The organism is Gilliamella sp. CG25 (genome assembly GCF_046635705.1).
Classification (GTDB): Bacteria; Pseudomonadota; Gammaproteobacteria; order Enterobacterales; family Orbaceae; genus Gilliamella; species Gilliamella apicola_I.
In genome coordinates, this window is the sequence record NZ_JBIDFJ010000009.1 from 86,970 (window position 1) to 106,365 (window position 19,396).

The following is a 19,396-nucleotide window of genomic DNA, read 5'->3' on the forward strand; positions in this document are numbered from 1 at the left end:
TTTTATTCACTGTCCACAAAAAATTATTGATCTTAATTTCGAAACAAATTACAAGAAAGATCGATAAGGTAATTCAGGCTCATCGGTAAAGATGTCTCTAAATCCACGATAATGCTGATAGTGCATTTTGTTTTTATCTGTTGGATAAGTATATTTACCGCCAACTTGCCAGAAGAAAGGCGTAAATTGATATTCCAAACGATCTTTCTTCATTTGCCAAAGCACTTCAATTTCACGAGGATCACTTTGGAAATTTGCCCAAATATCATGATGAAAAGGAATCACAACTTGGGTTTTTAGTGATTCCGCAGCACGCAAAATATCTGAAGAGGTCATTTTATCGGTGACCCCACGTGGATTTTCACCATAAGAAAGTAACGCAACATCGATTTTGTAATCATTACCATGTTTGGCATAATAGTTAGAGTAATGAGAATCACCCGAGTGATAGAGCGAACCACCTGAGGTTTCAAACAGATAGTTAACGGCTCTGTCATCCATGCCATCTAAAATTGCTTTATCAGTTGAGGATACCCCTTTTGGTAGTGTCACTAACGATGTTCTGTCAAAAGAATCTAGCACTCGAATGGTAATATCGCCGACTTTAATGGTTTCGCCTACTTTGGCAACAATGCAACGATCTTCAGGTACACCCCAACTTTTCCATAATTCGACACAAGCTTTAGGGCCAATAAATTTCACTTTTGGTGAACAGTTTTGAATGACCGCAGCCGCCACATTGACATCAATATGATCGGCATGATCGTGGGTTGCCATTACCGCATCAATCTCTTTAATAGCAAAAGGATCTAATACAAATGGACTGGTTCTTAAATTAGGTTGTAATTCGCGTACTCCCCCCATACGCATCATTTGATGTTGTTTGTTCATCAAGGGATTAGCGTGTGTTTTTTTACCGGTCCCACACCAAAAATCGACGGAGATATTGGTATTACCGGCAGATTTTAACCAAATGCCAGTACAAGCAAGCCACCACATGGTAAACGTATTGGGTTTAACCTCTGTTGCTTCAATCTCTTCATTTAGCCAAGTACCCCATTCAGGAAAGGTATTTAATATCCACGATTCTCGGGTAATTTCGTTCACTTTACTCATACTTTGTTCCTTTTACATTTTAATAATTAAACTAAAATAACATCTACACCTTGCTCCTTAATGCTTTCAATGACTTCCTTGTTTGCTTGTTTACCGGTAATTAAAATATCGATTTTATTCACAGGACAAAAAAGCATGCCAGAATTGGCTTTGGTTTCAATTTTTGAACTATCCACAACAACAACTAATTTTTCAATTTTTTCAAGTATCTGTTGTTCAGCCACTGCACCTAATATTTCATTCTTATAAAGTCCATTGGGTGTTAACGTCTTGCCACTGGTAAACATCCATTTGCCAGCATAAGAATCAGTAATGTTCGCAATGGGGTTAAGAATAATATTTTGTGTTTTGTTATATAATCCTCCCATAATGATGACATTTTCATGATCATGTTCAATCAAGTAACACGCTAACGGAAAATAGTTAGTAATGATTGAAACATTTTTACCACAGAGTTCTCGACCCAATAAAAACGCCGTTGAACCGCAGTTAATGACAATATTTTCATCAGCACCACATAACTTAGCTGCACGAATAGCGATGCGAGCCTTTTCATGATAATGATCGGTATTATTATTGCCGATTGGTGCCCATATTGGCTTTTTCTCTTCGATGCGCATAATACCGTTACGTACTTTTTTTACTCTTCCTTCCTGATCGAGCTTAGTGATATCACGACGAGCTGTAGCCGGTGAGATAGAAAAATATGAAACTAACTCAGTCACTCTTAACATCCCTTTGTCGTTAACCATTGCCACTATTTCATTATGTCGTGATATTTCGTTCATTATTACCTCTTTGTTGAATTAAAGTGATTAATTTTGATCAAAAATGATAATAATTTTCATTCATAATATTGTCAAATATTTATAACCAATATTTAACTCATTGTTGATTCAATATGTTGATAATAATAATTATATTTCTAATTTTTACCGCTGTTTTTTCCTAAAAATGTGATGATAATCACAGATGTGGGTGTGATAGATTTAGAAAAGTGATCTTTATCAAAATAATCATAAATAATCATTGAATGGTTAATTGTGATTGTAGAATATAACAAGTGTTATTTAATCATGAATAACGAAGTGTAATCAGAAATTTTATCTATTCATATAACAATAAATATTATAGAAAAATTTAAAAACGAAGTTAGTTCTCCACAGTAAAGCGTTAGATATTTAAAGATGTCGATAAACCAATGAGAGGAACATATGGAAGTAATCTACAACATATTTTATATTTTTTATAGCCAAGTTATGACAAAAGCGCCTTTGTTGCTTGGCTTAGTGACAATGTTAGGTTATTGCCTTTTACGTAAAGACATAACAACCGTTTTAAAAGGCACCATTAAAACCATTGTTGGTTTTATGTTATTACAAGTCGGTTCAGGAGTGTTAGTTTCAACTTTTAAACCCGTCATTGCAAAACTATCAGAATATCATGGTATTAAAGGATCGATTATTGATACGTATGCCTCGATGGTGGCCGTCGAAAAGGGTATGGGCGATCAATATTCTTGGGTTGGCTATGCAGTATTATTGGCACTTGCTATCAACATTGCACTTGTACTGTTTCGCCGTTTAACCGGTATCAGAACGATCATGCTGACAGGTCATATTATGTTTCAGCAAGTCGGTCTTATTGCACTATTTTACTTTTTATTTGGTTATGGCATGTGGGAAACCATTATCTATTCCGCCATTATTACTGCACTCTATTGGGGGATATTCTCAAATATGATGTTTAAACCAACCCAAGCGGTAACAGGTGGGGCTGGTTTTTCCATTGGTCATCAACAGCAACTCGGTTCATGGATAGCGGTAAAATTAGCGCCAAAACTGGGTGATAAAAATGATTCGGTTGATAATCTTAAATTACCTAAATGGTTACATATTTTCCATGATAGTATCGCTGCCACAACCATTGTCATGACATTCTTCTTTGGCATCATTCTTCTTTCATTTGGTTTAGATAATCTTCAAACAATGGCTGGTTCAACCCATTGGACAATCTATATTTTCGAAACAGGGCTTAAATTTGCCGTTGCAATACAAGTTATTGTGGGCGGTGTACGAATGTTTGTTGCTGAATTATCCGAAGCATTTAAAGGTATTTCTGAAAAATTAATTCCCAATGCTGTGCTTGCTATTGATTGTGCAGCCATTTATGCATTTTCGCCTAATGCCATGGTTTTTGGTTTTATTTGGGGCGCATTAGGGCAATTCTTAGCGATCGCATTATTGCTTATCTTTAAATCCCCAATAATGATTATTCCGGGATTTATTCCAATGTTTTTCTCAAATGCGACAATTGGCGTATTTGCCAACCATTTTGGTGGTTGGAAAGCAGTTATGAAAATCTGTTTTGCAATGGGAATAATTGAAGTTCTGGGCTCTGCTTGGGTGATAAATATTTTTGCGCAAAACGGCACGCCTATTGACTCATGGATGGGGATGGCGGATTGGTCAATTCTATTCCCACCAATCTTACAAGGGTTATCATTTTCTCATTTGTTTATCTATTTAATCATTGCGTTAGCATTGGTGTATATGTTCTTTGCCGCTAAAACACTACGCGCTGAAGAAGCACAACAAAAAAATCAACCTATCGAAAACGATATACATCAGGATGTAAACGAAGCAGTAGTTGAAAAAATGGATGAAGTTGCAATAAGTGAAGGACAACCAATTCGTATTCTGGCGGTATGCGGTAGTGGTCAAGGGTCATCAATGATGATGAAAATGAAAATTGCGAATTTTCTGGATAAGAAAGGGATCCCTAACATTATGGATTCTTGTGCAGTTACCGACTACAAATCCCGATTACCGAATGTTGATATCATCGTAGCATCGAAGCATCTGATACATGAAATTGAAGTGAATGAAGGTCAACATGCACTCGGTGTACAAAATATGCTTAATCCACATACGTTTGGCGATGAGCTTATCGAACTAATTAACCAAGTTAATACGAATAAATAGATAGAATATGAAAAAGGAGCGCAATATGGCTTTCAAAGAATCTTTAATTGAAAATAACTCAATATTACTCAGCGCAGAAGCGGCGAATTGGGAAGATGCGGTCAAGCTTGGAACCGATATGTTAGTAGCATCAAAAGCCATTGAACCATCTTATCACGATGCCATTATCCGTTGTGTAAAATCCATGGGACCTTACATTATCATTGCGCCTAATCTGGCTATGCCGCATGCCAGACCTGAAGATGGTGTCAATCGTACCGCTTTTGCCTTAGTAACCTTAAAAAAACCGGTTTATTTTGACGGAGAAGATGAACCGGTTGATGTGCTTGTCACCTTAGCCGGAAGTACGTCTGATCAACATATGGAAGGGTTAATGGAAGTGACACAAATTTTAGATGATGAAAATAGCGCAACAGGTGTTGATCTCGATAAATTAAGACGTTGTCACAGTAAAGAAGATGTCTATGCAGTCATTGATCAGGCTTTAAATGGAGGCTAGTTTATGTATCAAGCTTTAAAAGAAAGAGTTTTACACGCTAATTTACTGTTACCTAAATATAATTTGGTCACTTTTACTTGGGGCAACGTATCAGAAATTGACCGCACAAAAGGCGTTATAGCTATAAAGCCTTCAGGCGTGGAGTACGGTGCGATGACCGTTGATGATATTGTTGTGGTTGCATTAACAGGGGAAATTGTAGAAGGTAAACTCAATCCTTCCAGTGATACAGCCACACATCTTGAACTCTATAAAGCATTTGAAAATATTGGTGGCATTGTCCATACCCATTCGCGCTATGCCACCATTTGGGCTCAAGCAGAGTTAGACATCCCAGCCTTAGGCACAACGCATGCCGATTACTTTTATGGTGATGTACCTTGTACTCGTCGGCTAACCGATAGTGAAATTGCAACCGATTATGAAAAAAATACAGGACTGGTCATCATTGAGGAGTTCAAGCGTCGAGGCGTCGATCCAAAAGCCATGCCTGGCGCTGTGATTTCTGGACATGCCCCATTTTGTTGGGGAAAAAATGCTATCGACGCCGTACATAATGCTGTGGTACTGGAAGAAGTCGCTATGATGGCAATTGCAACTCGTCAGCTCAATCAAACCATTAAAATTCAACAAACCTTATCTGATAAGCACTATTTTCGCAAACATGGCGCAAACGCTTATTACGGTCAAAAATAAAATGAACAAGGAAATGAAAATGACAGCACCTAAATTACAAATCGCCTTAGATCAAACTGAATTAAAACCGGCATTAGATGTTGCTAAAAATGTGTCAGGATTTGTCGACATTATTGAAGTCGGCACTATTCTTGCGTTTGGGGCAGGCATGGAAAGTGTAAAAACATTACGACAACTTTATCCCGATCATATTTTAGTCTGTGATTTAAAAACCACTGATGGCGGAGCAATTTTGGCAAAAATGGCTTTTTCTGCTGGCGCTAATTGGTTAACCGTATCAGCAGCTGCGCACATAGCCACCGTTGAAGCATGTAAGAAAGTCGCCGATGAGTTTAAAGGCGAAATCCAAATTGAATTGTATGGGCATTGGACATTAGAAGATGCGAAAGCTTGGCGAAAACTGGGGATAAAACAGGCAATTTATCATCGTTCTCGAGATGCGGAATTAGCTGGCGTAGGTTGGGGGGAGGAGGATTTGGTTAAAATGCGTCAGCTTTCAGATTTAGGACTGGAGCTTTCAATCACAGGGGGAATTGTACCGGAAGATATCCACTTGTTTGCCGGCATTAAAACCAAAGCCTTTATTGCGGGTCGAGCTCTTGCCAATGAAAATGGTAAAAAAACGGCTCAAGCATTAAGAGAGCAAATAGCAAAATATTGGTAAGTGATAGATTGCAGTCGTTACGGCGACTGCATTTTTAAAATAATAAAGATATGAGCAGGTTTTAACTATGTCAACATTTGCATTCGATCCCACTCTACAGACCAATCATATTGGTATTTATGAAAAGGCATTGCCTAATGAATTTTCATGGCAACAAAAATTGCAGGAAGCAAAATCATTAGGATTTAATTTTATTGAGATATCAATAGATGAATCAGATGAGCGTCGAGCAAGGCTCGATTGGTCTGATGACGAAATCTATGCACTAAAACGATTATGTGAGCAAAATCAAATACCACTACATTCAATGTGTTTAAGTGCACATCGTAAATATCCGTTTGGCTCAGCAGATGAAACAGTCCGCAATCAAGCTAAAGACATCATGAATAAAGCGCTTCGTTTGGCTTATAAGCTTGGAATACGAGTGATTCAGTTAGCAGGGTATGATGTCTATTATGAACCAGCCAATAACAAGACTCACCAACGTTTTATTGAAGGTATGCAATGGTCAGTTAAACAAGCGGAAAAAGTTGGGATAATGTTGGCAGTTGAAATTATGGATACTAATTACCTAAATTCACTCAGTAAATTTGAAATTTTAAAACGGGAAGTGAGTTCCCCTTACTTCATGGCTTATCCTGATGTTGGAAATATTACGGGTTGGAACTACGATACATGTACTGAGCTATTGTTAAGTCGTGATCATATCGTCCAAATTCATCTGAAAGACACCTTAAAAGTGAAAAATAATTATTCTGGACAATTTAGAGATCTTGTCATTGGTGAAGGTGAGGTTGATTTTCTGGCCATATTTAAAACACTTAAAATGATGAACTATTCCGCACCGTTAGTCATTGAGATGTGGGCAAAAGATGACAAATGGAAAGAAAATATTATCACAGCTCAAAAAAGATTAAAGGCAATCGGCGAACAGGCAGGATTTCCTATATTTAATTCAATATAAAATCAAACATGATTTGATTGTGAATCAACGCTTCATCTTATGAAAAAAGATGAAGCATTCAATGCATTAAGCTTTTTTGACAAAACAGGCTTTAAGCATAATTTTCATGCCATCGATTTTACAATCAATTTCATGATCACCGTCGACTAAACGAATCCCTTTCGCTTTTGCCCCTTTTTTTAGCACAGTCGATGAACCTTTTAATTTAAGGTCTTTAATCAATAATACATCATCACCATCCGCTAATAAATTACCGTTGCTGTCTTTCACTTCACGTTGAGATGATTCAGTCGTTGCTTGATTAGGATCCCACTCATGAGCACACATTGAGCAGACAATTAAATTACCGTCGGGATAAGTATATTCTGATCCACAGGTAGGGCAGTGATTTGTTGATTCCATCTTGTTTCCTGTCGTATTAAAAAGTTTAATTATAGCATATTTATTGTCAAATTTCCTGACATTAGATTTTGCTTTGTTATTTACCAAACTCATTATTTGCGCTTTGCACGATAAGGGCTATCGTGTAATATAGTCGTTATCATAAAAATTTAGAATATTGTGAATATTATATGAAATCATTAATAAAATTACTTTCGATGTTTTTGTTCATTCTATCTATTGTGGGTTGTGGGCTAAAAGGGCCTTTATATCATCCTACAGAAGCATCCAATAATCAAACTGATCAATCAACTATGAAGAGTTTGAATCAAGAACAAATAATAAATAAAGTTGCTTAAATTAGGAAAGAAACAATGAATTTTTTGCATTATCAAAATGGTCATTTATTGGCTGATCAAATTGCTATTGATGATTTAGCCAAACAATATGGTACCCCTTTATATGTCTATTCTGCTGACTATATCACTCAGCAGTTTTTAGCTTACAAGCATGCACTTACTCATCGTAAACACTTAATTTGTTATGCGGTCAAAGCGAATAGTAACTTAGCGGTATTACAGTTGTTAGTTAAGTTAGGCTCAGGGTTTGATATTGTTTCACAAGGTGAGCTAGAACGAGTACTCAAAGCGGGCGCAGACCCCAAAAAAGTTGTCTTTTCGGGCGTGGCGAAATCCATTACCGAAATTGAACGAGCTTTACAAGTAGGTATAAAATGCTTCAATGTAGAATCAGAAGCAGAATTGTATCGAATCAATGATGTTGCAAAACGTCTTGGTAAAGTCGCTGCTATATCTTTAAGAATTAATCCCGATGTTGATGCAAAAACGCATCCGTATATTTCAACAGGTTTACGAGAAAACAAATTTGGTATTAGTTATCAATTAGCGATTGAGGTGTACCGTCAAGCAAAAGCATTATCCAATATTAACATTGTTGGTATTGATTGTCATATCGGCTCGCAACTCACCGAGTTATCGCCGTTTTTGGATGCCGCTGAACGTATACTTTTATTAGTCGATAAATTAAAATCAGAAAATATTCAGATACAACATATTGATCTAGGTGGCGGGTTAGGCGTTTGTTATGATGATGAGCAACCACCAACGGCATCGCTACTGGTGACTGAATTATTGAAAAAATTAGCGCATTATCCAGATCTCGAAGTGATATTTGAACCGGGGCGTTCAATTGTGGCTAATGCGGGTTTACTCATTACGAAAGTGGAATACACTAAACATCAAGATGATAACCATTTTGCAATAGTTGATGCGGGAATGAATGATTTAATTCGTCCAGCGCTTTATGAAGCTTGGATGCGTATATTACCCGAAAAAGAGCAACAAGCGGAAGATAAAACCTTTATATACAACGTTGTTGGGCCGATTTGTGAATCAAGTGATGTACTTGCTTATCAACGTGAGCTATCTGTCAAACAAAATGATTTAGTCGTGATATGTAGCGCAGGTGCTTATGGGTTTAGCATGGCTTCAAATTACAACAGCCATCCTCGCCCAGCAGAAGTGATGCTGATTGATCAACAACAGCATAAGTTGATTCGTCAACGCGAAACGTTTGACGACTTATGGCGTGGAGAACACGTCTTCTAGCTATCCATTGATGTATAGGTTATAACTGGTTAAACAAGAATGATGAATCTTAATAAGTTGTTTATGACGTTCTTTAGTTCAAACGAATCAATAAACAATTATTCAAGATATAGTAATCTTTGATGATAAAAGGTAGATGATGATGAACTTTTCAAAAATGCATGGACTGGGAAATGACTTTATGGTTATTGATGCGGTAACGCAAAATGTTCATCTGTCTCCGGATTTAATTAAGCGTCTGGCTAATAGATATACCGGTATTGGGTTTGATCAGCTATTGATTGTTGAACCCCCTTATTCACCTGATAGCGATTTTCACTATCGTATTTTTAATTCGGACGGGACAGAAGTTCAACAATGTGGTAATGGCGCACGCTGTTTTGCGCGTTTTGTTCGTTTGAAAGGTTTGACCAAAAAGCGCGTGTTAAAAGTCAGTACCATGAAAGGGAACATTGCCTTAACCGTTAACGATGATGAAACCGTTCGAGTGAACATGGGGGTACCTGTTTTTGAGCCAAATAAAGTACCTTTTAAAGCGATTAAAGAAGAAAAGACCTATATTATCAGAGCACAAGAACAAACCATTTTATGTGGAGTTGCCTCAATGGGCAATCCACACTGTGTAATACAAGTCGATAATATCTTAACTGCTCAAGTAAGCACGCTAGGGCCATTATTAGAGCAACATGAACGTTTTCCTGAACGGGCTAATATTGGATTTATGCATATTATTGATCGTAATAACATCAATTTGCGCGTATTCGAACGTGGAGTGGGTGAAACCCAAGCCTGTGGGACTGGTGCGTGTGCAGCGGTCGCGGTAGGAATTAATCAAGGCTTGTTAAATTCGACTGTGAATGTCAATTTACCCGGTGGCAAGTTGCTGATTGAGTGGAAAGGCGAAAATCAACCACTTTTTATGACGGGGCCGGCAACACATGTTTATGACGGTTTTATCTCTTTTTAAAATAGTGCTTATTTGGCGATTAATTTGTAGCGTGGGTCAATAAAAATCCGAGTTCGCATATTTGAATATTAAATGAGTCTATCTTTAAAATGTTAACAAATGAATAAAGAATTTAACTATGGTTGTAAAAAACACGCGGAATTTAAAAACTAAAAACAGTCAAACTCAAACTAAACCACTCAAATTAAATGATGAAGTGGTCAGTCAGTATATTATCAATAACCCTGATTTTTTTATTCGCAATGCCAACCAGATTGAAAGTTTGCAAATTCCTCATCCCGTGCGTGGCGTCATCTCATTACCCGAATGGCACATGGCAAGGCAACGAAATAAAATAAAGCAACTTGAGTCTGAAATAACGTTATTAATGGAACATGCCACAGCGAATGAGCAGCTGTTTAGCCAATTGATGGATCTTCAACTGAAATTGATTCAAACCTCAGACCTCAATGAATTAATTCAGTCACTTAATTCATGGGCAAAATCATTGGGACTGAACGGCGCTTATCTCTACCTTTTTGACGATAAATGGCTACTTAGTGCGCCATCAAATTATCACTATTTGGCGCTGAATTCTTCACAATTTGATTTTATTCGTGTTCGTCATTTGCAGTATAGCCATCAGTATTTAGGTACATTAAATTCGACGGAATTAGATTTTTTATTACCAGAACATAACTATGTTGGATCAGTTGCTTTATCGCTATTAGGAAAATTTGGTGATTTGGGCATCTTGATTTTTACCAGTGCAAATCCACATCATTATCAAGCAGGTCAAGGGACACTCTTGTTGGAAAAAATAAGTGAGTTATTACCGATCTTGATTGAAAAGTGGATTATGCGAATAAAATAAGGACTAATGATGATTCAGTCTAATCAAGAACAACTATCATTATTAACCCAACCCGTTGAGCAATTTTTAAACTACTTAAAATCCGAAAGACAACTCAGTTTAAACACGCAAATTAATTATCGTCGACAACTCTATGCCATTATTGAATTAGCAAAAACAGTCGAAATAGCTAACTGGCAAGATCTCGATTCATCGGCGGTGCGCTTATTAATTGGTAGAAGTAAACAAGCAGGGTTACAAGCAAGAAGCTTGTCATTAAGGTTATCGGCATTGCGGAGCTTTTGTGATTGGATGGTCAAGAATCAATTGATTAGCGCAAATCCTGCTCGTGGCGTTTTAAATCCTAAGATCGGTCAACATCTGCCTAAAAATATTGATATTGACGAGATAAATCAATTACTGGACATTGAATATAACGATCCTTTATCTGTACGTGATCGGGCAATGCTTGAAGTTATGTATGGATCCGGATTACGTTTGTCAGAATTAGTGAATCTAAATTGCCGTGAATTAAACCTAAAAGAGGGGGAAATTCGGGTAATGGGGAAAGGAAATAAGGAACGGAAATTACCATTAGGTAGAGAATCGATTAAATGGATCCAACACTGGTTATCCATGCGTAACTTATTAGAACCTCAAGATGATGCCTTATTTATATCAAAATTAGGTCGTCGAATCTCCCCACGAAATGTTGAAAAAAGATTTGCTGAGTGGGGGATCAAACAGGGATTAAGTTCACATGTTCATCCGCATAAATTGCGTCACTCTTTTGCAACGCATATGTTAGAATCCAGTCGAGATCTGCGTGCAGTACAAGAGTTACTCGGGCATGCTGATTTGTCTACAACTCAAGTTTATACCCACCTTGATTTTTCACACTTATCTGATGTTTATGATTCGACGCATCCAAGAGCAAAAAGAGGAAGAAAGTAATGCGTTTTTACCGATCAATTAACCGCATTCAAGCAATGACATTTGATCTTGATGATACGTTATATGACAACAGCATGATTGTTGAAAAAGCTGAAGATGAAATCATCAAGTCTTTAAGACAACATGAACAGCTAAAAAATATCACCTTGTCAGATCTTCATAATGAAAAACAACAGGTATTAGCCCTAAATCCCGAAATCTATCACGATGTGGTTATTTGGCGAATCGAAACGATTAAATCTCTACTCCTTAAAATGGGTGTATCCACATTTAACATTGATGATATCGTTCAGGAATCTATGGCGTGCTTTAACTTTTGGCGTCATAAAATGCAAATCACTGAATCGACGCATCAATTATTGGCAACACTTGCCAGTAAAATACCCTTAGCGGTGATCACAAATGGCAATGTGGATATTCATAAAATAGGATTAGGAGATTACTTTCAATTTTCGCTGCGAGGTGGGGCGGATGGTCGTTCTAAACCTTTTCCTGAGATATTCGATTTGGCAGTTAACAAGTTAGCCGTACCAGCAAAGCACGTTTTACATATCGGTGATAATCTATTAACAGATGTTAACGGCGCAGTAAATAATGGTTTATTAGCTTGTTGGATTAATATTTATGGTCAAGATATTTATCATCTTGCTGATGCCAAATGTTTACCACATATTGAAATCAATCATTTATCAGAACTGGATAATCTGCTATAATTTATTTTAAATATGTATAAATAGACAGTAAGCTACACGATCATCATCAATTGCTTTAAAAAACGCCTATCTTTACATCCTTTTTGATGACAACCTAAACACGACAGATTAACTGAAAAGAATTGATTGATACTAGGTTTAAATTCAAAACCTATCAATAATTGCTATGATGACAACAGGTTTTAACATAATGGAAAACAGACAATCATTATTAAACGACCTTAATACCGAGCAGAAAGATGCGGTGACCACTGATAATCAATACACTATTGTTCTTGCAGGGGCTGGCAGTGGTAAAACACGGGTATTAGTTCACCGTATTGCATGGCTCTGTATGGAAAAACATTATTCGCCTCATTCCATATTTGCCGTCACTTTCACCAATAAAGCTGCGGCTGAAATGCAAGAGCGTATACAGCATCTGATTGGTGAAGGTTATTTTAATGGTATGTGGGTTGGAACATTTCATGGGTTAACGCATCGTTTATTACGCATGTTCTCTCAGCAAGCTAAACTCCCATCCAATTTTCAATTGATCGATACGGAAGATCAGATCCGTCTGATTAAACGGATTTTTCGTGAATTAAAAATTGACGAAAAACAGTGGTCGGCAAAAGAGTGTGCAAGTTTTATCTCTAATCAAAAAGAGAAAGGCTTACGCGCTAAAGATTTGATACCTGAAGATCCTAAACAGATAATGTGGCAGACTATCTACAATGACTATCAAGCGATTTGTGACAGAGTAGGCTATGTTGATTTTTCGGAGCTTATTTTACGTGCTTATGAATTATTGTGCAGTGACAAAGATGTATTAAGTTACTGCCAACATCGTTTTTCAAATATTTTAATTGATGAATTCCAAGATACGAATCATATACAATATTCTTTAGTAAAAAAATTAGCGGGCACGACGGCGAATGTCATGATTGTTGGCGATGATGACCAATCAATCTATAGTTGGCGTGGTGCAAATGCCGATAATTTACAACTCTTTATTCATGATTTTCCCGAAACTGAAATTATTCGATTAGAGCAAAATTATCGTTCAACCAGTACGATTTTAGATGCCGCTAATCAACTTATTGCTAAAAATCAGAATCGATTAGGTAAGAATTTGTGGACAGATCGCAATGAAGGCGAAAAGATTTCTCTTTATGTTGGTTTCAATGATATTGATGAAGCCAGATTTGTTATTGGGCAGATAAAAAAATATCATGATGCTGGTGAAAAATATTCCAGTTGTGCCATTTTATATCGCAATAATGTGCAGTCCCGACTGTTTGAAGACACGTTATTACAAGCTGGGTTACCTTACCAGATCTATGGTTCGATCCGGTTTTATGAGCGGCAAGAAGTCAAATTAGCACTTGCGTATTTACGGCTTTTGCATGATCACGATAACGATATGGCATTTGAAGCAACGGTGAATACGCCAACGCGGGGTATTGGTAATGTGACCCTTGATAAAATCAGATTAACAGCCAAACAAAATAATATTTCATTATGGAATGCGTGTTTAATGTTAATTCAAATGAATGGATTAACCGAACGGCAGCGATCTGGAGTAAGTCGTTTTCTTGAACTCATGGGATCAATTTATGATGAAGTTGCGCAAATGCCATTTTATCAACAACTCGATATCCTGATAAAATCGTCCGGAATTCAACAAATGTATGAGCAAGAGCCAGGCATTAAAGGACAATCTCGACTTGAAAATCTTGAAGAGTTAGTGTCGGCGGCTGAACAGTTTTATCGTAATAATGAAAATACCGTGATTGAAGATAGTGAAACCGGTCAGACCTTAACCGTGCTTGAATCATTTTTAGCTTATACTTCGTTAGAAAGCCGAGACGTGCTAAAAGAACAAGATTCAGTCCAATTGATGACATTACATGCTGCAAAAGGACTTGAATTTGATAATGTTTTCATTGTCGGTCTTGAAGAAGGACTGTTTCCGGCGCAACGTTCAGCACTAGAAATCGACAGAATGGAAGAAGAAAGACGCCTTGCTTATGTTGGTATAACACGAGCACGCAAGCATTTAACCTTATCGCTATGCGAGTTAAGACGCCTTTATGGTCGTGAAGAGCGTAATTTACCTTCTCGCTTTTTAGCTGAATTGCCAGTCGACAGGTTAAACGAAATTAGCTATCGGGGATTCTTTGCGCCTCCTGAAGGCAAATTAGATAATCTAAGTCAAGAAAAGCAATTTCAGCAAAATCGTAGACAATCTTATCTGGATAAAAGTCGTGAAAGTGATGGTTATACATTAGGCAGAAAAGTTAAACATCATCGTTTTGGTGAAGGCACAATAATCAATCTTGATGGTGAAGGGGATCATCGACGCGTTCAAATCGCATTTGTTAACGAAGGAATCAAATGGTTAGTGATTAAATTAGCCAATTTAACCCTACTTTGATTATACCTGCAAAAAAATGAATATTGTTTGAAGCTGAAAAGGGATCTTAATAAAGTATTGTAAGATCCCTTTTTTAACTGCTTATTTAATTAGCTTGCTTGTTCTTTTACTGCTTCAGAAAAAATCGTGTCAAAGGTTTGATCACTTCGGTTACATATCCACTGCTGATCATGATAATCAAAATGATAACCCTGTTTTGAGGTTGCTAACCAAACTTGATAAAGCGGCTCTTGAGTATTGACAATGATTTTGCTGCCATTTGGAAAGCTGATTGTAATCACATTACCATTAGTTTCATAATCAATATCGACATCATGTTCTTGAGCGTAGTTATCTAAAAAAAGTTCAACACTATTAAATAATTGTTCTGTTAGAATGTGAAATTGCGTAATATTCATTTCATTGTCATCAATTCGTTAAAAATAATGCCAGAATATTAGCATAAACGTCTATTTTTCGCTACCGTACGCCTAAATGCAATGCACAAAGTTTGTGACTAATTCACAAGGGGTAACGAGCAGGCAATAACCAGTAACACCCGCATATCAGTTCCTGGATTGGTTGCAACCCAACGGTTTACTAACTGATTTTCAGAAATCAATTTACCGTCACCAAAATAGTTTGCATAAATTTGTATCTTGCCTTCGGCAATTTCCATTTTATCGCAATTCGCAAATTCTTGGATAACCATTGAATGATAAGGTACTTTATTCCCATTAATCTGTTCATAGTTAAGAGAAGGTATATAATTAGTTACTTTATTAAATTGACGAATGTTTTTATTATACGGATGCAATCTGACCGAATTTTTATCTATAAAAGTGTAACCGACCGAATCTCTTTCATAACTTTTATTGATTGAAATAAATTGCTCTCCAATACTGGCGTCTTTTAATTTTTGATACTCTTTATTAAAGTCAACTTTATTCACCTCCGTTTTATTTTTTGTTACTCCCTGAAGGCTTAATACAGAAAAAGAAAAAAGAAATAACAGTATTCCTAATTTTTTCATTAAATTTCATCTCCATTTTTTAATTATTTTTTAAGCTTTGGTTAGGCTTAACTTGAGGTTGAAATTGTCTTTTTTGTTCTATTTCTTTCTGTTTATTATCTAGTTTTAACTTCTGTTTACGTTCAAGTTCCATTTTTTTCAAAATTGGTTTTATATCTGGTCTTGTAACATAAAGAATCTGTTTGTCTACATCACCTTGAATTGAGCACGACACCAAGCTTTGTTTGTCAGAAATCGGTTCTAAATAAAGTGATTTTTCAATAGTGCCAATTTTAGGAAGCACACCGTCTATAGAATAAGGATTATCCTGCCAATTAGGAGAATGAGATTGGGTATCAAAAATTTTAGTATTTGCAGTATAAATTTGTGCATTGAATTTAGACCAATGGAGAGTATCTAATGCGTTTTTTACATCGTCAATGGCATTATCAACAATAAATCCCCAGTAATAAAATTGGCCTGATGCGGTGGTGGTAAGGTAGACATTTTGATAACCCGAAATGGTTAACCCACGATATTGAAACGGTTTTTTAAACATCACTTTGTTTTTATCATGACTTTCGATAGATTCGACAGGAATATAGGTCACATTATCGGCAGTGGCTAAGTCAACATATTGATTAAAATCATCTTTGTATAAAGCGAGTTGCTTAAAAAATTGATTATCACATGCTAAAAAAGCTTTCATTATTTTGTCAGTTTTATTGATATCTTGTTGATTTTGAGCAGAATAAGCCATGCAAGATATCAATAATGTACTCACAAGCACAGAAAGTTTTTTTAAAAGCATGGTGATGTCCTTTTGGTAATCTTTTTATTAAAAAAGTATAATGATATTGTAAATTATTGTAAATCACGCCGTCAATGTTTACTACTAAAATCTTCAATGAAAATGATTAAATTACCTTGTTGAAAAGTAATTTTAACTAAATCTGATATGGCTTTATTGCGTACGCTAATAAATTTCCCAAAAGTGAGCGTTTGATTGACTAAAGGATACTGCACGCCTGTAATGGTCAAGTCCGTCACTTCACAAAATGGCATAAAAGAGACTATATGATTGTTGATATTAACGATTTCTTGATACTTTTTGGCAAAAAAGAAGTGGCCGTAATTATCATAAAAAGTGATTTGATATTGTGAATGATACTGCAACGCTACCGATAAATTACCTAAAAAATGGTCGCTAGCATGTCCAGTTGCCCCATAAATATCAAAGTGTTGAATCCCTTTATCTGCTAAAAAAATGATAGCTTTCTCAAAGTCAGTTTTATTTTGATCGGGAGTTTGTATTATTTGGATTTTGTCTGGCACAGCCATAGTGTGATGGTAACTGTCTAAATCGCCAATAATAAAATCCGGTATGATAGCGGTTGAGGCTAAGTAATTATGATAAGCGCCGTCAGTACAAGCAACATAATGATAGCCGGTTAAATCACTTGGAAAGTGATGTGGCGGTTCACCATTGACAAAAAGTAGAGCCCGATTAGCTATCATTGATTATTCCTTCTGTAATTTATCGTTATGATAAGGTTAATGTGTAAGCCATAATAATTGCATCTTCGTGTTTGCCATTGGTTGTTGGATAATAGCTTTTCCTAACGGTAATTTGGTTAAAACCAAGAGAATGATAAAGTTCGATTGCGGGTGTATTTGATCTTCTTACTTCTAACCACAATGTGGAAATCGCAATCGGGTGATCGATGCTAGTCAGGTGATCAATTAAATGATTCAGTAACGCCTTAGCAAGCCCTTGTTGTCGGTATTTTGGATGAATAGCGATATTGAACAAATTAGCTTCGTCAGCAACCATTTGACAAATACAAAAACCAACTATACGGTTATCGATAGTCAATTTAAGATTGTAATAATGATCGCCTTGATTTGAATAGAACGTCTGCTTTGACCAAGGAATCAAGTGGCATTGTTGTTCTAACTCAAAAGCATCGGGTAAATCATTGTCGGTCAGGGTGGAAATAGTTTTCATATTCGCATAATTGTTGCCAAAGTTGGCGTTTTTGTTGTGGAGCTTTAGCTAAAGAAATTAAATCCGTTGTTTGAATCGTTAATGCACGTTTCCAAGATTCATCAGGATTTATGTCAATAAACCATATAACCTTATCAATATCATCGGAGGGGATGATTAATTGTGAAGGCGTTAAAAAAAGTACCTGCTCTTGATTAAGGCGAATGGCATTTAAAATATCAAAATAAATTTTTTGCGTGGGTTTTTGCTCAGCGACAACAATTAAACGAATTTCATCGTCAATATGGTTTACCACTTCACCTTTAAAAACATTTGCTTTACGCAACACATATTGCGTAATATTGCATTGTTGTAAGTACCAATCACGTTGTGACATTATCGACATTCGGTTTTTATTAGAGATTAAAGATGGTTAATTGTATAATCATCGCATCAATTTATAAAGGTTTTTCATTGAGGCATTATGGCAACATCCGCTTTTACTCCTGCAAGTCAAGTACTTGAACGTCATCAAACATTTTTTAGCGATAAAAAAGTTATTATTGCTGGTGATATTCAAGATAGTTATCCTATTGTTATTGCGGCTAATCAAGTTAAAATTCATTGTTCACAATTTCATACCTATTTGCGTCTAAAAAATAGTCGCAAGGGCACTGAAATCGATTTTTCTCTTCTGCCTGATAAAGATTTTTATAACGGCATGAATACGTTAATCTATTATTGGCCAAAAACAAAAAGCGAAGCCCAATTTCAGCTCTCTTATCTATTAAATAATATGCCAAAAGATAGTGATATCTTTATTGTTGGTGAAAATCGAACGGGGGTGAAAAGTGTTGAGTCGCTTCTCGCTGATTTTGGTGTCATCCAAAAAATTGACAGCGCAAGGCGTTGTGGTTTGTATCATTTTCAAGCTGAAAGTCGTTTGGCATTTGATCTTAGTGAATGGTGGTTAAATTATCATTTATCCATTGAAGATCAAGATATTGAAATTAAGAGTTTACCGGGCGTATTTAGTCAAAAAGGATTAGATGCCGGAAGTGAACTGCTATTAAATGCGTTAGTTGATCATGCTGATATTATTAAAGGTAATGTGTTAGATGTAGGATGCGGAGCAGGAGTGTTATCAACCGTGTTGGGTAAATTGTATCCTGAAATCAATCTTACTTTGTCTGATGTTAGCGTTGCTGCCATTGAATCAAGTAAAGCAACGATAAATGCCAATCATATTGATGCAACGGTTGTTGCCAGCGATGTATTTTCAAATATTAATGATAAATATCATCTTATTGTGTCTAATCCCCCTTTTCATGACGGTAAAGAAACCAGTTATACGGCAGTAAACACACTGATTAAAGAAGCGAAAAAACACTTGAAACTAAATGGTTACCTTTGTATTGTGGCAAACTCATTTTTACCTTATCAAGCTATTTTAGACGAAACCTTCAAAAGTGTTGAAGTCATTGCACAAACAACAAAATTTAGAGTTTATTTAGCTTGTCATTAACTGATAATTCCACACAAGAAAAAAAGTTACGGTTTTTACCGTAACTTTGCCTTTAATACATCATCAAAAGAGTGGG

At 36.3% G+C, this 19,396-nt stretch carries 22 protein-coding genes; 13 read left to right on the top strand and 9 right to left on the bottom strand.

Annotated elements, in window-relative coordinates:
- Positions 1-48 precede the first annotated feature (48 nt).
- A complete protein-coding gene (ulaG, locus tag ACGH6P_RS08315) occupies positions 49-1,116 on the bottom strand; it encodes an L-ascorbate 6-phosphate lactonase (RefSeq protein ID WP_267351386.1) in 1,068 nt (355 codons plus the stop codon).
- Positions 1,117-1,142: 26 nt separating this feature from the next.
- The gene (gene ulaR, locus ACGH6P_RS08320; RefSeq protein ID WP_267378223.1) at positions 1,143-1,904 is read right to left on the bottom strand and encodes an HTH-type transcriptional regulator UlaR; all 762 of its coding nucleotides are present in this window, start codon (positions 1,902-1,904) and stop codon (positions 1,143-1,145) included.
- A gap of 426 nt (positions 1,905-2,330) precedes the next feature.
- Here ulaR and ACGH6P_RS08325 point away from each other — a divergent pair, with 426 nt between their 5' ends.
- The 5 genes from ACGH6P_RS08325 (at position 2,331) to ACGH6P_RS08345 (ending at position 6,923) form a co-directional block, all read left to right on the top strand.
- Complete coding sequence (locus ACGH6P_RS08325; RefSeq protein WP_267378225.1) at positions 2,331-4,100, top strand: PTS ascorbate-specific subunit IIBC; 1,770 nt, start codon at positions 2,331-2,333, stop codon at positions 4,098-4,100.
- 25 nt (positions 4,101-4,125) lie between these two features.
- Entirely contained in the window at positions 4,126-4,599 is a 474-nt protein-coding gene (locus ACGH6P_RS08330; RefSeq protein WP_411597244.1) for a PTS sugar transporter subunit IIA, read from the top strand.
- A gap of 3 nt (positions 4,600-4,602) precedes the next feature.
- Positions 4,603-5,295, top strand: coding sequence for an L-ribulose-5-phosphate 4-epimerase (locus ACGH6P_RS08335; protein WP_065559253.1), 693 nt, complete (start codon positions 4,603-4,605; stop codon positions 5,293-5,295).
- A gap of 19 nt (positions 5,296-5,314) precedes the next feature.
- On the top strand, positions 5,315-5,959 hold the full coding sequence (locus tag ACGH6P_RS08340; protein ID WP_267361259.1) for a 3-keto-L-gulonate-6-phosphate decarboxylase UlaD: 645 nt from the start codon (positions 5,315-5,317) through the stop codon (positions 5,957-5,959).
- A 67-nt stretch (positions 5,960-6,026) separates the two neighbouring features.
- Positions 6,027-6,923 carry an L-ribulose-5-phosphate 3-epimerase gene (locus ACGH6P_RS08345; protein ID WP_411597245.1) on the top strand — a complete coding sequence of 299 codons (897 nt, stop codon included), beginning with the start codon at positions 6,027-6,029 and terminating at the stop codon, positions 6,921-6,923.
- Between the two features lie 66 nt (positions 6,924-6,989).
- Here the strand turns inward: ACGH6P_RS08345 and ACGH6P_RS08350 are convergent, their stop codons facing one another.
- Positions 6,990-7,325: a zinc ribbon domain-containing protein YjdM gene (locus tag ACGH6P_RS08350; RefSeq protein ID WP_220216805.1), complete on the bottom strand. Its 336-nt coding sequence runs from the start codon at positions 7,323-7,325 to the stop codon at positions 6,990-6,992.
- A gap of 170 nt (positions 7,326-7,495) precedes the next feature.
- Here ACGH6P_RS08350 and lptM point away from each other — a divergent pair, with 170 nt between their 5' ends.
- From lptM to uvrD, 7 genes are all read left to right on the top strand, one after another.
- A complete protein-coding gene (lptM, locus tag ACGH6P_RS08355) occupies positions 7,496-7,663 on the top strand; it encodes an LPS translocon maturation chaperone LptM (RefSeq protein WP_411597246.1) in 168 nt (55 codons plus the stop codon).
- Between the two features lie 15 nt (positions 7,664-7,678).
- On the top strand, positions 7,679-8,932 hold the full coding sequence (lysA, locus tag ACGH6P_RS08360) for a diaminopimelate decarboxylase (protein WP_411597247.1): 1,254 nt from the start codon (positions 7,679-7,681) through the stop codon (positions 8,930-8,932).
- A gap of 142 nt (positions 8,933-9,074) precedes the next feature.
- Positions 9,075-9,899, top strand: a complete 825-nt coding sequence (gene dapF, locus ACGH6P_RS08365; protein ID WP_411597249.1) for a diaminopimelate epimerase — start codon at positions 9,075-9,077, stop codon at positions 9,897-9,899.
- 118 nt (positions 9,900-10,017) lie between these two features.
- Complete coding sequence (locus tag ACGH6P_RS08370; RefSeq protein WP_411597250.1) at positions 10,018-10,752, top strand: DUF484 domain-containing protein; 735 nt, start codon at positions 10,018-10,020, stop codon at positions 10,750-10,752.
- Between the two features lie 9 nt (positions 10,753-10,761).
- Complete coding sequence (gene xerC, locus ACGH6P_RS08375) at positions 10,762-11,685, top strand: tyrosine recombinase XerC (protein ID WP_065559259.1); 924 nt, start codon at positions 10,762-10,764, stop codon at positions 11,683-11,685.
- On the top strand, positions 11,685-12,398 hold the full coding sequence (yigB, locus tag ACGH6P_RS08380; protein WP_411597251.1) for a 5-amino-6-(5-phospho-D-ribitylamino)uracil phosphatase YigB: 714 nt from the start codon (positions 11,685-11,687) through the stop codon (positions 12,396-12,398). Before xerC ends, yigB begins: the two co-directional genes overlap by 1 nt.
- Positions 12,399-12,588: 190 nt before the next feature.
- A complete protein-coding gene (gene uvrD / locus ACGH6P_RS08385; RefSeq protein ID WP_267351407.1) occupies positions 12,589-14,817 on the top strand; it encodes a DNA helicase II in 2,229 nt (742 codons plus the stop codon).
- An 89-nt stretch (positions 14,818-14,906) separates the two neighbouring features.
- Here uvrD and cyaY read toward each other — a convergent pair whose 3' ends face one another.
- The 6 genes from cyaY to ACGH6P_RS08415 form a co-directional block, all read right to left on the bottom strand.
- A complete protein-coding gene (gene cyaY, locus ACGH6P_RS08390; protein WP_267378247.1) occupies positions 14,907-15,215 on the bottom strand; it encodes an iron donor protein CyaY in 309 nt (102 codons plus the stop codon).
- Between the two features lie 98 nt (positions 15,216-15,313).
- Positions 15,314-15,829 (bottom strand): surface-adhesin E family protein, encoded by a 516-nt coding sequence (locus ACGH6P_RS08395; protein WP_267351411.1) that lies wholly within the window; start codon positions 15,827-15,829, stop codon positions 15,314-15,316.
- 19 nt (positions 15,830-15,848) lie between these two features.
- Positions 15,849-16,619 carry a hypothetical protein gene (locus tag ACGH6P_RS08400; RefSeq protein WP_411597252.1) on the bottom strand — a complete coding sequence of 257 codons (771 nt, stop codon included), beginning with the start codon at positions 16,617-16,619 and terminating at the stop codon, positions 15,849-15,851.
- Positions 16,620-16,690: 71 nt separating this feature from the next.
- Positions 16,691-17,326 carry a thiamine diphosphokinase gene (locus ACGH6P_RS08405; protein WP_267378255.1) on the bottom strand — a complete coding sequence of 212 codons (636 nt, stop codon included), beginning with the start codon at positions 17,324-17,326 and terminating at the stop codon, positions 16,691-16,693.
- Positions 17,327-17,351: 25 nt separating this feature from the next.
- Positions 17,352-17,816 carry a ribosomal protein S18-alanine N-acetyltransferase gene (rimI, locus tag ACGH6P_RS08410; protein WP_411597253.1) on the bottom strand — a complete coding sequence of 155 codons (465 nt, stop codon included), beginning with the start codon at positions 17,814-17,816 and terminating at the stop codon, positions 17,352-17,354.
- Positions 17,785-18,201, bottom strand: a complete 417-nt coding sequence (locus tag ACGH6P_RS08415) for a DNA polymerase III subunit psi (RefSeq protein ID WP_267361275.1) — start codon at positions 18,199-18,201, stop codon at positions 17,785-17,787. The genes rimI and ACGH6P_RS08415 overlap by 32 nt, the downstream gene beginning before the upstream one ends.
- A gap of 78 nt (positions 18,202-18,279) precedes the next feature.
- Here ACGH6P_RS08415 and rsmC point away from each other — a divergent pair, with 78 nt between their 5' ends.
- A complete protein-coding gene (gene rsmC / locus ACGH6P_RS08420) occupies positions 18,280-19,320 on the top strand; it encodes a 16S rRNA (guanine(1207)-N(2))-methyltransferase RsmC (protein ID WP_411597254.1) in 1,041 nt (346 codons plus the stop codon).
- Positions 19,321-19,396 lie beyond the last annotated feature (76 nt).

Coding starts and splice junctions, on each gene's coding strand:
- xerC (WP_065559259.1), top strand. CDS start 10,762: ATGATTCAGTCTAATCAAGAACAACTATCATTATTAACCCAACCCGTT.
- uvrD (WP_267351407.1), top strand. CDS start 12,589: ATGGAAAACAGACAATCATTATTAAACGACCTTAATACCGAGCAGAAA.
- ACGH6P_RS08400 (WP_411597252.1), bottom strand. CDS start 16,619: ATGCTTTTAAAAAAACTTTCTGTGCTTGTGAGTACATTATTGATATCT.
- ACGH6P_RS08330 (WP_411597244.1), top strand. CDS start 4,126: ATGGCTTTCAAAGAATCTTTAATTGAAAATAACTCAATATTACTCAGC.
- ACGH6P_RS08340 (WP_267361259.1), top strand. CDS start 5,315: ATGACAGCACCTAAATTACAAATCGCCTTAGATCAAACTGAATTAAAA.
- ACGH6P_RS08370 (WP_411597250.1), top strand. CDS start 10,018: ATGGTTGTAAAAAACACGCGGAATTTAAAAACTAAAAACAGTCAAACT.
- lysA (WP_411597247.1), top strand. CDS start 7,679: ATGAATTTTTTGCATTATCAAAATGGTCATTTATTGGCTGATCAAATT.
- dapF (WP_411597249.1), top strand. CDS start 9,075: ATGAACTTTTCAAAAATGCATGGACTGGGAAATGACTTTATGGTTATT.
- lptM (WP_411597246.1), top strand. CDS start 7,496: ATGAAATCATTAATAAAATTACTTTCGATGTTTTTGTTCATTCTATCT.
- rimI (WP_411597253.1), bottom strand. CDS start 17,816: ATGAAAACTATTTCCACCCTGACCGACAATGATTTACCCGATGCTTTT.
- ACGH6P_RS08405 (WP_267378255.1), bottom strand. CDS start 17,326: ATGATAGCTAATCGGGCTCTACTTTTTGTCAATGGTGAACCGCCACAT.
- ulaG (WP_267351386.1), bottom strand. CDS start 1,116: ATGAGTAAAGTGAACGAAATTACCCGAGAATCGTGGATATTAAATACC.
- ACGH6P_RS08395 (WP_267351411.1), bottom strand. CDS start 15,829: ATGAAAAAATTAGGAATACTGTTATTTCTTTTTTCTTTTTCTGTATTA.
- rsmC (WP_411597254.1), top strand. CDS start 18,280: ATGGCAACATCCGCTTTTACTCCTGCAAGTCAAGTACTTGAACGTCAT.
- cyaY (WP_267378247.1), bottom strand. CDS start 15,215: ATGAATATTACGCAATTTCACATTCTAACAGAACAATTATTTAATAGT.
- ulaR (WP_267378223.1), bottom strand. CDS start 1,904: ATGAACGAAATATCACGACATAATGAAATAGTGGCAATGGTTAACGAC.
- ACGH6P_RS08345 (WP_411597245.1), top strand. CDS start 6,027: ATGTCAACATTTGCATTCGATCCCACTCTACAGACCAATCATATTGGT.
- ACGH6P_RS08335 (WP_065559253.1), top strand. CDS start 4,603: ATGTATCAAGCTTTAAAAGAAAGAGTTTTACACGCTAATTTACTGTTA.
- ACGH6P_RS08325 (WP_267378225.1), top strand. CDS start 2,331: ATGGAAGTAATCTACAACATATTTTATATTTTTTATAGCCAAGTTATG.
- yigB (WP_411597251.1), top strand. CDS start 11,685: ATGCGTTTTTACCGATCAATTAACCGCATTCAAGCAATGACATTTGAT.
- ACGH6P_RS08350 (WP_220216805.1), bottom strand. CDS start 7,325: ATGGAATCAACAAATCACTGCCCTACCTGTGGATCAGAATATACTTAT.
- ACGH6P_RS08415 (WP_267361275.1), bottom strand. CDS start 18,201: ATGTCGATAATGTCACAACGTGATTGGTACTTACAACAATGCAATATT.